At 67.2% G+C, this 12,924-nt stretch carries 18 protein-coding genes; 5 read left to right on the forward strand and 13 right to left on the reverse strand.

Annotated features, from left to right (window positions below; translation table 11 throughout):
- Positions 1-4 precede the first annotated feature (4 nt).
- The gene (gene prf1, locus GT355_RS11985; protein ID WP_160134849.1) at positions 5-1,252 is read left to right on the forward strand and encodes a peptide chain release factor aRF-1; all 1,248 of its coding nucleotides are present in this window, start codon (positions 5-7) and stop codon (positions 1,250-1,252) included.
- 75 nt (positions 1,253-1,327) lie between these two features.
- Entirely contained in the window at positions 1,328-2,308 is a 981-nt protein-coding gene (locus GT355_RS11990; protein ID WP_160134850.1) for a TackOD1 domain-containing metal-binding protein, read from the forward strand.
- Positions 2,309-2,310: 2 nt separating this feature from the next.
- On the opposite strand, the gene GT355_RS11995 is transcribed toward GT355_RS11990, so the two are convergent.
- Positions 2,311-2,700, reverse strand: a complete 390-nt coding sequence (locus tag GT355_RS11995; RefSeq protein WP_160134851.1) for a DUF6276 family protein — start codon at positions 2,698-2,700, stop codon at positions 2,311-2,313.
- Between the two features lie 94 nt (positions 2,701-2,794).
- On the opposite strand from GT355_RS11995, the gene GT355_RS12000 reads away from it, so the two are divergent.
- Positions 2,795-3,307 (forward strand): hypothetical protein, encoded by a 513-nt coding sequence (locus tag GT355_RS12000; protein WP_160134852.1) that lies wholly within the window; start codon positions 2,795-2,797, stop codon positions 3,305-3,307.
- A gap of 159 nt (positions 3,308-3,466) precedes the next feature.
- On the opposite strand, the gene GT355_RS12005 is transcribed toward GT355_RS12000, so the two are convergent.
- The 11 genes from GT355_RS12005 to GT355_RS12055 form a co-directional block, all read right to left on the reverse strand.
- The gene (locus GT355_RS12005; protein ID WP_160134853.1) at positions 3,467-4,978 is read right to left on the reverse strand and encodes an Nramp family divalent metal transporter; all 1,512 of its coding nucleotides are present in this window, start codon (positions 4,976-4,978) and stop codon (positions 3,467-3,469) included.
- A gap of 195 nt (positions 4,979-5,173) precedes the next feature.
- Positions 5,174-5,512 carry a peptidyl-tRNA hydrolase Pth2 gene (pth2, locus tag GT355_RS12010; protein ID WP_160134854.1) on the reverse strand — a complete coding sequence of 113 codons (339 nt, stop codon included), beginning with the start codon at positions 5,510-5,512 and terminating at the stop codon, positions 5,174-5,176.
- Between the two features lie 79 nt (positions 5,513-5,591).
- Complete coding sequence (locus GT355_RS12015) at positions 5,592-6,020, reverse strand: hypothetical protein (protein WP_160134855.1); 429 nt, start codon at positions 6,018-6,020, stop codon at positions 5,592-5,594.
- A 190-nt stretch (positions 6,021-6,210) separates the two neighbouring features.
- Positions 6,211-6,504 carry a gas vesicle protein GvpM gene (gene gvpM / locus GT355_RS12020; RefSeq protein WP_160134856.1) on the reverse strand — a complete coding sequence of 98 codons (294 nt, stop codon included), beginning with the start codon at positions 6,502-6,504 and terminating at the stop codon, positions 6,211-6,213.
- Complete coding sequence (gene gvpL / locus GT355_RS12025) at positions 6,485-7,306, reverse strand: gas vesicle protein GvpL (protein WP_160134857.1); 822 nt, start codon at positions 7,304-7,306, stop codon at positions 6,485-6,487. Before gvpL ends, gvpM begins: the two co-directional genes overlap by 20 nt.
- On the reverse strand, positions 7,299-7,619 hold the full coding sequence (gvpK, locus tag GT355_RS12030) for a gas vesicle protein GvpK (RefSeq protein WP_007695223.1): 321 nt from the start codon (positions 7,617-7,619) through the stop codon (positions 7,299-7,301). Before gvpK ends, gvpL begins: the two co-directional genes overlap by 8 nt.
- Positions 7,606-8,043 (reverse strand): gas vesicle protein GvpJ, encoded by a 438-nt coding sequence (gene gvpJ, locus GT355_RS18475; RefSeq protein WP_160134858.1) that lies wholly within the window; start codon positions 8,041-8,043, stop codon positions 7,606-7,608. Before gvpJ ends, gvpK begins: the two co-directional genes overlap by 14 nt.
- Positions 8,036-9,082: a hypothetical protein gene (locus GT355_RS12040; protein ID WP_160134859.1), complete on the reverse strand. Its 1,047-nt coding sequence runs from the start codon at positions 9,080-9,082 to the stop codon at positions 8,036-8,038. The genes gvpJ and GT355_RS12040 overlap by 8 nt, the downstream gene beginning before the upstream one ends.
- The gene (gene gvpH / locus GT355_RS12045; protein ID WP_160134860.1) at positions 9,079-9,552 is read right to left on the reverse strand and encodes a gas vesicle protein GvpH; all 474 of its coding nucleotides are present in this window, start codon (positions 9,550-9,552) and stop codon (positions 9,079-9,081) included. Before gvpH ends, GT355_RS12040 begins: the two co-directional genes overlap by 4 nt.
- Entirely contained in the window at positions 9,552-9,803 is a 252-nt protein-coding gene (gene gvpG / locus GT355_RS12050; RefSeq protein ID WP_160134861.1) for a gas vesicle protein GvpG, read from the reverse strand. Before gvpG ends, gvpH begins: the two co-directional genes overlap by 1 nt.
- Positions 9,803-10,441 (reverse strand): GvpL/GvpF family gas vesicle protein, encoded by a 639-nt coding sequence (locus GT355_RS12055; RefSeq protein WP_160134862.1) that lies wholly within the window; start codon positions 10,439-10,441, stop codon positions 9,803-9,805. Before GT355_RS12055 ends, gvpG begins: the two co-directional genes overlap by 1 nt.
- A gap of 210 nt (positions 10,442-10,651) precedes the next feature.
- Here GT355_RS12055 and gvpA point away from each other — a divergent pair, with 210 nt between their 5' ends.
- Together gvpA and GT355_RS12065 are read left to right on the forward strand one after the other, a co-directional pair.
- Positions 10,652-10,963, forward strand: coding sequence for a gas vesicle protein GvpA (gene gvpA / locus GT355_RS12060; protein WP_010612514.1), 312 nt, complete (start codon positions 10,652-10,654; stop codon positions 10,961-10,963).
- A 78-nt stretch (positions 10,964-11,041) separates the two neighbouring features.
- Positions 11,042-11,560: a gas vesicle protein GvpO gene (locus GT355_RS12065; protein WP_160134863.1), complete on the forward strand. Its 519-nt coding sequence runs from the start codon at positions 11,042-11,044 to the stop codon at positions 11,558-11,560.
- A 48-nt stretch (positions 11,561-11,608) separates the two neighbouring features.
- Here the strand turns inward: GT355_RS12065 and GT355_RS12070 are convergent, their stop codons facing one another.
- Positions 11,609-12,829 carry an AI-2E family transporter gene (locus GT355_RS12070; RefSeq protein ID WP_160134864.1) on the reverse strand — a complete coding sequence of 407 codons (1,221 nt, stop codon included), beginning with the start codon at positions 12,827-12,829 and terminating at the stop codon, positions 11,609-11,611.
- Positions 12,830-12,924: the final 95 nt, after the last annotated feature.

Genomic DNA, 12,924 nt, shown 5'->3' on the forward strand with positions numbered 1-12,924 from the left:
CCCAATGAGCACCCAGCAAGCAGAACAATCCGACCGGAAAAAGTACGAGTTCCGGCGGCTGATCGAGGACCTCAAGCAGTACGAGGGATCAGGAACGCAGCTCGTCAGTCTCTATATCACGCCCGACGAGAAGATCTCCGACAACGTCGCCCACGTCAACGAGGAGTACTCCGAAGCCTCGAACATCAAATCCAAACAGACCAGAACCAACGTCCAGGACGCGCTGAAGTCGATCCGCGACCGGCTCCGCTACTACGACACCTTCCCACCCGAGAACGGACTGGTGCTGTTCAGCGGGGCGATCGACACCGGCGGCGGGCAGACGAAGATGATCACGAGAGCCCTCGAGAACCCGCCCCAGCCGATACAATCCTCGCTCTATCGGTGCTCCTCCGAGTTCGTCACCGAACCCCTCGAAGCGATGCTCGCCGATCAAGGACTGTTCGGACTCATCGTGCTCGACCGGCGCGAGGCCAACGTCGGCTGGCTCCGTGGCAAGCGGGTCGAACCCGTGAGTTCGGCGTCCTCGCTCGTCCCCGGCAAACAGCGAAAGGGTGGCCAGTCGGCCCAACGGTTCGCCCGCCTCCGGCTCGAAGCGATCGACAACTTCTATCAGAAGGTCGCGGGGATGGCGAACGACCTGATGGTGCCCGAACGCCACGACATCGACGGCGTGCTCGTGGGTGGCCCCTCACCGACCAAGGACGAGTTCCTCGACGGTGACTACCTCCACCACGAACTCCAGGACAAGGTCCTCGGGAAATATGATGTGTCCTACACCGACGAGTCCGGCCTCTCGGACCTCGTGGACGCCGCGAGCGAGACCCTCGCGGGCCAGGAGGTCATCGAGGACAAGAACCAGATGGAGGAGTTCTTCGGCGAACTCCACGGGGGCAACCTCGCGACCTACGGCTTCGGCGCGACCCGCGAGAACCTGATCCTGGGGTCGGTCGACCGGCTCCTGATCTCCGAGGACCTCCGTCAAGACGTCGTGGCCTACGAGTGTCCGAACGGCCACGAGGAGTTCGAACTCGTCGGGCCGCGGGCCGAGACGCCGGTCCACACCTGCGAGGAGTGTGGCACGGAGGTCGAGGAGGGCGACCGCGAGGACGCCATCGACCACCTCATCGACATCGCGGACAAGCGCGGCACCGAAACCAAGTTCATCTCCTCGGACTTCGAGAAGGGCGAACAGCTGCTCGACGCGTTCGGCGGGATCGCGGGCATCCTGCGGTACTCGACGGGCGTCTAAAGCGAGCGGTCGCCGGAGGGCGGTGGGGTTTGAGCAAACTATTTATTCCGTCGCGCGGAGGAAAATACAGCGACCATGGTTTCGCCCGGAACACTCACAGCCCTCACGGCGCTCGCGGACGGGTCGACGGCGGAGTACGAGCCGTCGATCGATACCGATACCGGCGATGTCGGCTACCCGGCGGCCGAACGCCACCTCAACGACGACGACCCCGGGGCCTACCAGGTACTCGAATCGTTGGCCCAACGCGAGATCCTGGAGAAGACGTTCGTCGAGAAGGTCTACGTCTGCCCGAGCTGCGACGCGGAGGGGATGCAGTACACCACGGCCTGTGGCGGCTGTGGCTCGGCCTACACCGTCGAGACCGAACTGTTCGAACACCTCGCGTGCGGACACATCGCCCCGCGCGAGGAGTTCGAGGTCGGCGTCGAGGAGTACGTCTGTCCCGGCTGCGAGGCGGAGCTCGAGACGCTCGACGAGGTCGAGCGCGGGACGCGCCACGTCTGTCAAGACTGCGGGTCGTACTTCGAGACCCCCGAACACGCACTCCGGTGTCGGGAGTGTAGCGAGGTCTTCGCCCCCGAGGACACCATCGAGCGAGTGCTCTGTCGGTACAGCCTCACCGACGGCGGTCGACAGTGGGTCGACGCCCAGCTCGCCGCCCGCGAGTCGGTCGTCGAGATGCTCGAAGAGCGTGGGTTCGAGGCCGAGGCCGACACGACCGTCCACACCGACGCCGGCGACCAGCCCGTCCACGTCTACGCCGAGGACATCCTGCTCGACAGCCGGATCGTGGCGTCGATCCACGAACGCCCCGTGGAGGCGGACGCGCTCCACCTCCGCGACGTCGCGACGGCGGTCGACGCCCGTCCCTTCCTGATCACCACGCTAGGGTCGATCGGGGCCGGCGTCGAACGGGTGGCCGAATCGGCGGACATGCGGATCCTGAGCGCCGAGACCGACGGCGGGCTCCGGAACGACTACCAGGTGACCGAGAACGCACGGCCCTCCCAATCGCTGATGCAACGGATCGCCTCGGCGGTCAGACAGCCGTAGCCTCACCCCCGGAACTGCGCCACCTGCCGCCGCCGTCCGTCGAGGTCCATCCGTGCGTCGACCTCCGGATCGGCCGCGAGGCGGTCGAGCACCAACAGCGGGTCGGCCCCGGCGCGTTCGACCCGTTCGAGCAACGTCTCGATGGCCGAGCGGTGGAGCGCGAGCGAATCGAGCAGCCCGAGCGCGAGCGCCATCGGTATCGCGGCCGCACCGCTCGGAAAGGCCTCGCCCACCCGCGCGAAATCGGGATCCGGGTCGGCGTCCGCGGTCGGGTGGAGTCCGAGACAGGTCGGACAGAGCGCGAGCACCTCGTCGTCGTCCGGGGTGAACTCCCGATACTCGTCCGGAACGGCGAACGCGACGGTCTCGTCTCCGCAGTCGGGGCAGTCCATGCGGCCGGAACGAGGGGAGCGGGGAAAAGCATCGAGCACTGACGACGGACGCCGATGAACGCGTTTTTGCCGCGCTGTGTCGTAGGTCGACGGAATGGATCGTCGAGCACCGTCGACGCCGGCCGCCTGGCTCGGGCTCGCAGGTGGCTGTTTCGTGCTCACGGTCGTCGTCTACTTCCGGTACGGCTTCGTCGCCGGCTTCTTACCCCTCCTCGGTGGCGTCTACGCCTCGCGACGGTGGCTCCTCGGTCGGACCGTGGCGGCCTCACGCGAGCACAGCGAGGACGAGACGGGGCTGGTGGCGCGGTACGAGGTCGACACCGACCGCGAGTACACCACCGGCGAGCAGGCCACGATGTTGCGCGAGGTCCGCGCCGAGTATCGCGGTAAACACCACCTCTGGGCGGGGCTGGCCGCGGGCTGTCTCGTGGTCGCGGCCGCCGCGGCGCTCGTCTCGGTCGTGCTCGCCGGCTGTACCGCCGTCGTCGCCGGCTACTGTGGGCTCCGCTGGTATCGCGTCCGACGGGCACTCGGGGTACTCGACGGGCGGCTCGAAACGCTCGAAGGCGGGTCCTCGGCCCCCGAGAGCTCAGAACCCGACCTGTGAGCCGATCACGTAGACCCACATCACCGCCAACACCGCGAGCGCGACCAGGATCCGGTACTCATCGGGTTCGGCGATCAGTTCCATACGGGGAGCGACACCGTCGGCCCGTTTAGGCCTTCGCACCGTCCGTCGGTGTCCGGAAGAAGTGGTCGGGTCCGACTACGGTGCGAACCCGAAGAACTGGGCGATCGAGACGACGCCGGCGATCGTCAGGAACGACCCGGCGACGACGAGCCCGAGGTCGAGTTTCCAGCCGCCCTGCCACTCGGGGGGCAGCGCGGTCTTCTCGGCCCACAGCATCGCCCAGCACCAGAGTCCACATCCGAACACCCCGCCGAGCAGCGATGCCGGGGTGACGATGCTGATGGCGTCGAGGTCCGACCAGAGCAGGACGAGCGCGACCCCGCCGGCGTAGACGACCGTTATCGTTCGAGCCAGCCCCAGGCGGTCGCGTTCGAGCCGACGGATCCGGGCGGAGAAGGGTTTGAACGATTCGAGCCACGTCCAGGTGTAGCCCTCCCAGACGGCGTAGAGCGACCCGAAGATCGCGAAGAACACCCCGACCTGCCAGAGGATCGTGAGGCTCGGGTTGATGTCGGCGAACCACTGGGCCTGATACTGGAACAGCTGGAAGTCGGCGGGCACAAGCTGTGCGGTGTTGAGACTCTCCGCACCCAGGATCATCGCCGCTGCGGTGAAGAAGGTGATCGCGACGAACGCGACCAGCACGTCGATCTGTGGGGCCTTCAGCCACGCCCGGCCGCGTTTTCGGTTGGCCTCGCTCGTGGCGATCGGGACGGTCTCGCTGCTGTCGAGCTCCCGGACGAACCGCTCCACCTCGGCGTGGTCGGACCGGCCGAGCATCCCCCAGCCTCGTCGCTTGGCGTAGCCGACGTAACCGACGTAGTCGTAGACTCCACCGCCGACCGCCCCCATGTACGTCACGACCTCGACCCAGACGGGCCGCTCGGCGATCGTGGGGTAGTTGTCGACCACGAACGAGGGATAGCCGCCCGGAAGCGAGGGGACCAGCCCGCCGAGGATCGCTACCGGCGAGGGGAGCGAACTCACGGTCAACACGAGGATCGCCGCCGAGAGGAACGCCACGATCAGGACCTGTACACGCTCGACGAGGTCGTAGCCACCGAGGATCGCGAGCGCCGCCGTCACTAGGATCAAGACGGTGCCCACGACCGCGAAGTTGGTCTCGTTCTGCCCGACGCCGAGCGTCCAGGTCACGATCTGCCCGAGGAACTCGCCGTAGCCCGCGATCCACGCCGGGAAGGCCGCGATCGATATCACCCCGATCAGCAGCGGAAACCAGCCCCGCGGGCCCGGCAGCTTCGCCCACCGGGAGGTGACGTGCTCGCCCGTCAGGGTGTAGTACCGGATCCCGGAGTAGGCCACGATCCCCTTGACGAGCCCCGCCCAGACCAGCGTCCAGAGGATCGCGTAGCCGAAGATCGCCCCACCCCGCGGCGCGAACAGCACCTCGCCGGAGCCGAGGGTCGCGGACGCCACGACCGCGCCCGGCCCGAAGTACGCGAGGAGTTTGAGCCAGTTCCCCCGTCGGCCCGCCGTGAGCTCCGTCGGCGGTTCGGGATAGTCGTAGGGGCCCTCCCCCGGCTCGTCCTCGCCATCGGTCGCCGTCCGCGCTGGGTCAGTCGTCATCGATCATCCACACGAACACCGGTCGGTGAAACCGTATAACGGCTTCGCGATCCGTCCGGATCGCCGCCGATTTCGGGCTCGAAGATCGAGATCGTCGTTATTTGTGGAGCGGTTCCGTGTAAACAACCGCTCATCTCGCGTCGGGGGAATCGGGCAGCACGCGCCCTGGCCCTTGACACCGGTCCGTCCGACGGATCAGTACAGGGAGAGGTCGCCCGTCACGCGGTCGACGACGCGGTCCTCACCCGGCCCGACCGCGAGCGCCGTCACGGTGCCGGGGTCGAGCTGGGTGTGACCCGCGTCGCGGATGACGGCGTGGGGCAGCCCCTCGCGCTCGGCGCGGTCGGCGAGCTCGAACAGCGTGCGCTCGGAATCGCCTTTCAGCACCACCTTCTTCTGGCCCTCGCCCTTCCATGCCGTCCGAGCGCGTCGGTCGGCGTCCTCGTAGGCCGACAGCGAGGCGTGGGCGACCTGCGCGGCGAGCTTTCCCTTCCCCATCCCGATGTCGGTGCGCGCGACGATGGCCTGTTTCACGTCCGGATCCAGGCGGCGGCGAATAAAGGACTGCCTACTCGGTCGATGCTTCGAAAAAGATCGCGGGCGTCAGTGAGCCCTACTCCTCGCTCCGTCGGTTGAGTTCGTCGACGAGGGTCTCGGCCAGGTCCTGGAGGTCCTCGTCGGACATCGCGTCGAGGTCGCCGAGCGCGCTCGACTCGTCTTCGTCCTCGTCCGAGCCGCCCGCCACCGAGTCGAGGGCGCTCGTCACCCGTTCCGCGACGCTCCCGCCGGCCGACTCGTCCTCGTCCGACTCCGTCTCGCTCGACTCGTCGGTTCCTTCCTCTTCTTCGGCCTCCTCTTCGTCGGCTTCCTCTTCTTCGTCCTCGTCGGATTCGTCCGCTTCGTCCCCTTCTTCCTCGTCCTCGTCGGTTTCGTCCCCGTTGCTCCCGAGGAACGATCGCTCGATCCGGTCGCCGATCGAGCTTCCGACCCGCTCGCCGACGATCCCGCCGATGAGCCGGAAGAGGGTCGTGGCTACACCCATCGGCTCACCTCCGGGGTCGGGAACGAGGGCTGGTTCCGCTTCGGGACGCCGTCCGGTCGCTGTTGGTGTCGGGTCATGGTTGAGTTTCGTCGGCGAGCGAGTCGCTCGATGGGTCGATATGGCCGGGTCGGTGGTATAACTGCGCTGCTTGCACGGGCGTGGATCCCCGTCTCCGGGGCCGGGATCGGTGTCACGGCTCCTCTCCCTCCAACTGGCCCGGGTCGTCGGTCGGTCCCTCCGCGAACCGCGCGTCGGTGAGTTCGTCGCCGGCGAGCGCACGCTGGCGCTGCTGGCGGTCCCACTCCTCGAAGATGCCGTACTCCGTCATCGTCGCCATCCCGGCGAGCGCCGCCCGGAGTTTCAGCCCGACGAGGGGGATGTCGGCGACGCTGATGATGGCGTCGGCCTCGATCACCGCCCCGTCGCGGAGGATGACGTCGAGCAGGTCGACGATGACGTCGTCGTCAGCCCGTTTCGGCTCCATCCTCACCCCCGATGGCCGGCGCGAACGAGTACGGCGGCCACGGCCCGGTGAACCTGACCTCGACCCCGGACTCGGCCGCGACCTCGTCGAGCAGGTCGCCGAGGTCGTCCTCGCGGTCGGCCGGCGCGAGCACCGTGAACCGGGCTTGGGTCTCCATACCGTCGTCGCCGGCGTCCTCGTCGTCGAGCGTGGTTCGCTCGCCGAGTTCGGAGACGTTGCGGACGACCGATTCGAGCCGCTCGTGGAGCGCCCCCGCCCGCTCGTTACGGCGTTCGCGCTTGAGCTCGCGGAGCCGCTGGTCGTACTGTTTCTCGAGCATGAACGCGGTCCCCGAACCCGCGTCGGCGATCTCGGTGTCGAGCTCCCCGAGCCGGTCGTCGCTGGCTTCGAGGTCTTCGACCAACGCCTGCTCGTCGCGCCGGAGTTCGATCCGGTACTCCCAGTGGCCGGCGACCGCGTCGAGGTAGTCACCGACGGTCTCGCGCTCCTCGCGGACCCACTCGCGCACGCTCTCGTCGCTCCCGGTCACGACGGTGTCGAACTGGAAGGGAAGCGGGGTGTCGAACGCCTCGCCCGCCTCGTCGACGACGCGCTGGTGCTGGAGCACCCACGTCCGCACCACGTCCATGTCGGCGGTGTCGTAGAGGGATTCACAGTCGTGAACCACGACTCCGATGTCGTCGACCGCGACCAGCCGCACGGGTTCGTCGTCGACGCCGGTCGCCGAGAACTCGGCGTCGCCGTCCAGCCGCACGGCACAGTAGAGGTACCGTCCCTCGTCGAACGCGTCGGTCTCAGACACCGTCGATCACGCCCCGTTCGTCGCGGGGTTCGTCGGCACGCTCGACGAGGTCCCGGACCAGCCCGTCGAGCTCGCCACGGAGGTCGTCGACCGGCTCCTCGATCCCCTCGTCCTGCTTGATGTTCTCGATCTCGGTTTCGAGCGCCGCCAGCTGCGAGCCCAGCCGCTCGATCTCCTCGTCGGTGAGTTCGCCCGACTCCATCCGGCGGATCGCCTCGCGTTCCATCGCGTCCACGAGGAGTTCGACCACCGTGACCACCAGGGTCATCAGCCCGTCGCGCGCCTGGTCGCCGTCGACGTCAATCGTCGTCATTGGCCTCCTCCACGACCTCCTTGGGCTCCTCGGTCTCACCGTCCTCGTCCGCTTCGTCGTCCTCGTCGGAGTCCGGCCGCGAACGGATCCCGGGCTCGCCCTGGTCGTCGGAGTCGCCGGCGGCGTCGACGACCTCCTCGCCGACCGCGTCGATCGTGGTCTGTTCGTCGTCCGTCTCGTCCGGGAGCTCGGACCGCCCGGAGGCCGCCTCGACCCGTTCCATGTCGGTGCCGTCCGGGAACTCGAGACCGTACTCGGCGGCGGTCTCGAACGAGGCGATCGCGGCCCGGAGCTGGACTCCGAGGAGTTCGGTGTCGCCGATGGAGACCACGATGTCGGCGTTGATCACGACCCCCTTGTCGAGCAGCATCTCCACCACGTCGGCGAGGCTGTCGCTCTCTCGCGTTGGACCGCCGCTACTCATCGTCGGCCTCCTCGTTCCGGATGCCCTCGAATCGCGAACCGTAGAGCCGGGGGTGGTTCGGCGCGTTCGAGTGGCGCGTCTCGGCCGGCACCGTCGAGTAACCCGTCGACGACCAGCTACCGGTCTTCCAGCCCGCGGTCATCGTCGAGACCGCGGTCGGGTTCCGGGAGGAGGGCTGGCCGATGTCGCCCCCGGTCTTCTCCTCGATCTTCTCGTTCGCGGTCTCGCGCGCCTCCTTGACCTGCTCGCGCGTGTCGAGCACGCTCTCGCGGAACTCCCCGATCGCGTCCCGGAGCTTCGATTGGATCGTCGCCTGGGCGGCCGCCTGCTGTTCGGCGAGCGAGGGACCGTCGGCCGACGACGTGCTCGTGTCCGGTCCATCGTCGGACGAACTCAGCATCGAGGAGTCATCGGTTCCCGATCCGTCGTCGGACGAACCAAACATGGACGAGTCGTCGGACGAACCCAGTATCGAGGAGTCGTCGGCCCCCGAATCGTCCGGATCGTCGTCGGTGACCTCGTCGGTGGCGTCCTCGAGTTCCTCTTTGTTCCGGATGAACTCCCGGACGTCGACCGACCCCCAGAGCTCGTTGAACTCCACGAGCGAGGCGAGCTGGGTGAGTTCGACCGCGCGGCCCGGTTCGAGGGTCGCTATCGCCTCCGGCAGCTCGTCGGCGTCGATCGCCGACGGGAGCTCCTCGATGTCGATGGCGTCGGGGAGCTGGCTCATGTCGACGGTGTCGAGGAGCTCGCCGGTCTCCTCGATGACGTTCCCGAGGTCCTCGATGTCCTCGCGGGCCTCCGAGAACGCGATCTCGCCGTTCAACACCCCGAGGAGCGATTCGATGTCGGTCTCGACGCGCTCGATGAGACCGTCCATCTCCGGCAGCTCGGGGAGTGCGTCCTCGGCCTCGCCGGATTCCTCGGCGGTCTCGGTCTCGTCGGTCTCCTCGTTCGCGTTCCGCTCCGAAGCGCCGAGCGCGGAGTCGAGCTTGTCGGCGGCCTCGGCCATCCGTTCCTTCGATTCGGAGTCGCTCATGCCGCCCCCTCGACGACGAGTCGAACGTCGAGCACGCCGTTGTTGAACGACGCGTCCGCGACCGCGAGGTCCCCACGCGGGAGCGAGACGCGTTCGAGTATCACCGAATCCGTCCCGACCACGAGGGTCTCGCCCGACGAGTCGACGCCCGCCGCGAGGTCGTGCGGGTCGACGTCCGGGAGGTCGAGCGTGACGATACAGCCCTCGTCGGTCGGGTTCACGGAGGCCGCGTAGTCGGTCTCGACCTCCGGGTCACGCGACTGCGACTCGTCCCGGCCAGGTCCGATCCCGACGTCGAGCCCGTAGTCGAACCGGGTGGAGCCGCTGCGGCCGCTCCCGGTCGCGCTCCGGCGTCGCTGGTTCCGTTCGTCCATGTCGGCGATGGTCTCGAACAGCCCCGACAACACCGTCCGGACGAACCCCGATCCACCGGCGTCGCTTCGTTCCGCGTCATGGTCATCGGATGTCATTATCGTTTCACCTCAACCTTGCTCGACAGCGTCTCGCGCGCCTCGCGCGCGACGTCGAGCTGTGTTCGCAGCTCGTCCTGTCTGCGTTCGTACTCCTCGACATCGCGGTCGCCGATCTCGAACAGCAATCGGTTCTCTTTGATCTCGTCCTGTATCCCCTGGACGTCGTAGAGCTCCTCGATCGCCATCGAGTGGATGACGTTCGCGACCGAGACGATCGGGCGCAGGAGGAGGTCGTCGAGGATGAACACTATTGCTGATTCCCCTGTGCACCGATCTCGATGTCCACGAAGTTGTACGGCGGCCACGGCCCGGTGTACTGGACCGTGAGGACATCGCCGTAGTCGTCGGTGACCGCGTCTACGGCCTCGTCGAACGCGATCCGTTCGTCACGGTCGACGAGATACGACCGGTTCATCACGAGCCGGTCGCTGAACCGGTCGTTCTCGGCTTCGTTGACGCTGGCCGCCGCGAACCGTTCGACGGCGTCCTCGCGAACCGCCTCGGCGTCGATCGAGGCGTCCTCGTCGGCGACGAGCTTGACGCCGAACTCGAAGTAGCCGTCGATCTCGCGGAGCGCCTTCGTGAACGCCCGCCGGCCGCCCCGAAGCACGTTCTTGAGCGCCCGGCCGTTCTTGAAGACCGACCCGAACTGCATCGGCACCACCGTTCGGCCGCCGTCGTCGAGCAGGACGGTCTGGAGGACGTCGTCGTGCGCGCGGGCGTTCTCGTCCGAGAGTTCGGGGTCCATCGTGTCGATGTCGGTCACGATGGCCGCGAGCGGGCCGTGGCTCACCGTGTAGGCGTTCGTCGCACCCGCAACGCCGTCGACCTCGAACTCCAGCTCCTCGTTCTCGACGACGCCGTAGGCGTAGAGGTTCTCGCTCATGATGGGACGACGCACGGACAACTCTCGCGCGCCATACCATAGTATCAGCGGTCGTGCTAATAGGCATGTCGCCAGCACGCGCAACCTCTCGCGGGACCGCGTTCGGTCTCCCGCCCCCCATTCGACGGCCGGATCGAACCACCGGCGGCACCCCACCCTGCCGGTGCTTGCCCAAAGAGTATTAGGTGGCCCATCCTCGAAGGGAGTACGATGAGTGCACGACCCTCAAGCGACAGTCTGGCCGAAGTGCTCGACCGAATCCTCGATAAGGGGATCGTCATCGACATCTGGGCGCGTGTCTCGGTGGTCGGTATCGAGATCCTCACGGTCGAGGCGCGCGTGGTCGTCGCCTCGGTCGACACCTTCCTCCACTACGGGAAGGAGATATCCAAGTTGGAGATGGCGAGCCAGTCCGGGGACCTCCAGGACCTGAAGGACCTCGATCTGGGTACCTCGCCGATGGTCCAGCCCGAACCCGACGAGCCGGAAGTCCGGATCGAAGAGCAAGAACAAGAGCAGTAACGCCCACCATCGGTCGGGCGTCGCGCCCGAACCCGTGCGGCGTTTTATATATCACCCCCGAGATGATACCATCCACCAATGGCTGACCTCGACCCAAGCGAGTATACCATCGACGAACTGCGCGACGAACTCGAATCGATCGACGACCCGGACACCCTCGAGGAGGTCCGCGAGTCCGAATCCGAGAACGAGAACCGGACCGGAGCCCTCGACGCGATCGACGAACGTCTCGACGCCGTCGAAGACGACGAGAGCGAGGCGGACGGCGGATCGGACGGGTCCGACCAGACCACCGCCGACGGTGGCGAGAGCGTCAGCCCCGGCATCCTCGAGGTTCGAAACCACGTCCGCGACGCCGCCGCGGACCTGATCGGCCGTCCGCTCGATAGCGTCATCGAGATCGAACAGAACGACGACGGCGACTGGCACGCCCTCGTCGAGATCGTCGAGCGCAACTCGGTGCCCGACACCCAGGACATCATCGGGCGGTACGCGCTCCAGGTCGACGACGGCGGAACGATAACGGGCTACCGACGGCTGGACCGATACCGTCGCGGCGACACGCGACGCGACGAGGAACCCTCGCAAGCGCTGTAGTCACCGAATTCCTTCTCAGCCGCTCGATCCAGCGAACCCAGCGATCGGTCAGTTCTCGGTGGCCGTCTCGTCCTCGCCGGCCTCGTCGATCGGGTCGTCCGTTGCCGACACCCCGACGCGCGTCGATTCGACGTCGCTGCCGACGCCGTGACCGAGCGAGATCGTCGGGGTGAGGGGCTCGCCACGAACGAGTTCGGGGAGCACGATCCGCACGGCTTCGAGCATCACGATGAAGACGATCGGGAGCACGAAGAAACCGTACCAGCCGAGGAGGGTCGGGCCGAGGATGTACGAGAACATCAGAAGTACCATGTCGAGCTGGCGACCCGTGATGTAGGGCTGGACGAACGTCTGGGGGAGGATGTCGAGCACGAGGAAGTAGACGACCAACACCCCGACCACGAACGCGAGCGCGCCGCGACCGGCGTCGAGCGCCTGCAGCGCGAGGTAGCCGACGAGCGGGAGATAGACCACCTTGCTGACAACGATCGGGAGGAGGCTCGTGAGCCCGGTGAGCACCGAGAGCGCGAGGATCAGCGGGACCTCGATGCCCGCCGGAGCGAGGAGGGTGGTGGCCTCGTAGGTGACCCCGGCGATGACCGTCATCGCGGCGACGAACAGGACGTTGCCGAAGAAGACCGATTCGAGGTCGGCGTCGACCGTCGAGGCGTAGGCGTAGGCGACGGTGTCCTCGCCGCCGACCAGCGACTCGAACCCACGCGCGAGCCGGTGGTCGTTTTCGAGCAGGTAGTACGAGAGCGCGACCGCGAGCGCGACGAGCAGGAGGCCGCCGAACACCGCGTTGAAGACCAGCGTGCCCTGCTGGAGCAGCGTCGGGAGGAGGTCGAGGACCTGACGGGGCTGACTGACGAGCTGAGCCGGGTTCCGAAGCAACGAGCTGACCATCGCCTGCTGGTCGGCGGGGAGCGCGCTGACGTTGAGGTACGTCGCGATGCTCTCAGAACTGTCGGAGAAGAGGAGCCGCCGGACCTGCTGGTAGATACGGAAACCGGTGTAGACGACGAGCAGGAGGATCGGGACGACCACCACGACGACGGTGGTGACCGCCGCGAGCCCGGGGGAGTCGGTGTAGCGCGCGAACCGTCGGCAGATCGGTCTCGTAGCGTAGTAGCCGAAGACGCCGAGGACGATCACACCGACGAAGGAGTACGCGAGATAGGCCGCGACGAGCCCGAGAGCGAGGACGAAGACCCACCACGCGACGCGCGCTCGGTTGGTGAACGGACCGAACTCGCCATCGGAAGCCATCGTCCCGTGCGACAGCCGCTCCCCGGAAAGCCCTTGCCCTTGCATGGGGACCGAACTCGACGGGAAGGTTTTAGGCCGCTTCGCCGTGGTTTCGG

The organism is Halococcus salsus (genome assembly GCF_009900715.1).
GTDB lineage: Archaea > Halobacteriota > Halobacteria > Halobacteriales > Halococcaceae > Halococcus > Halococcus salsus.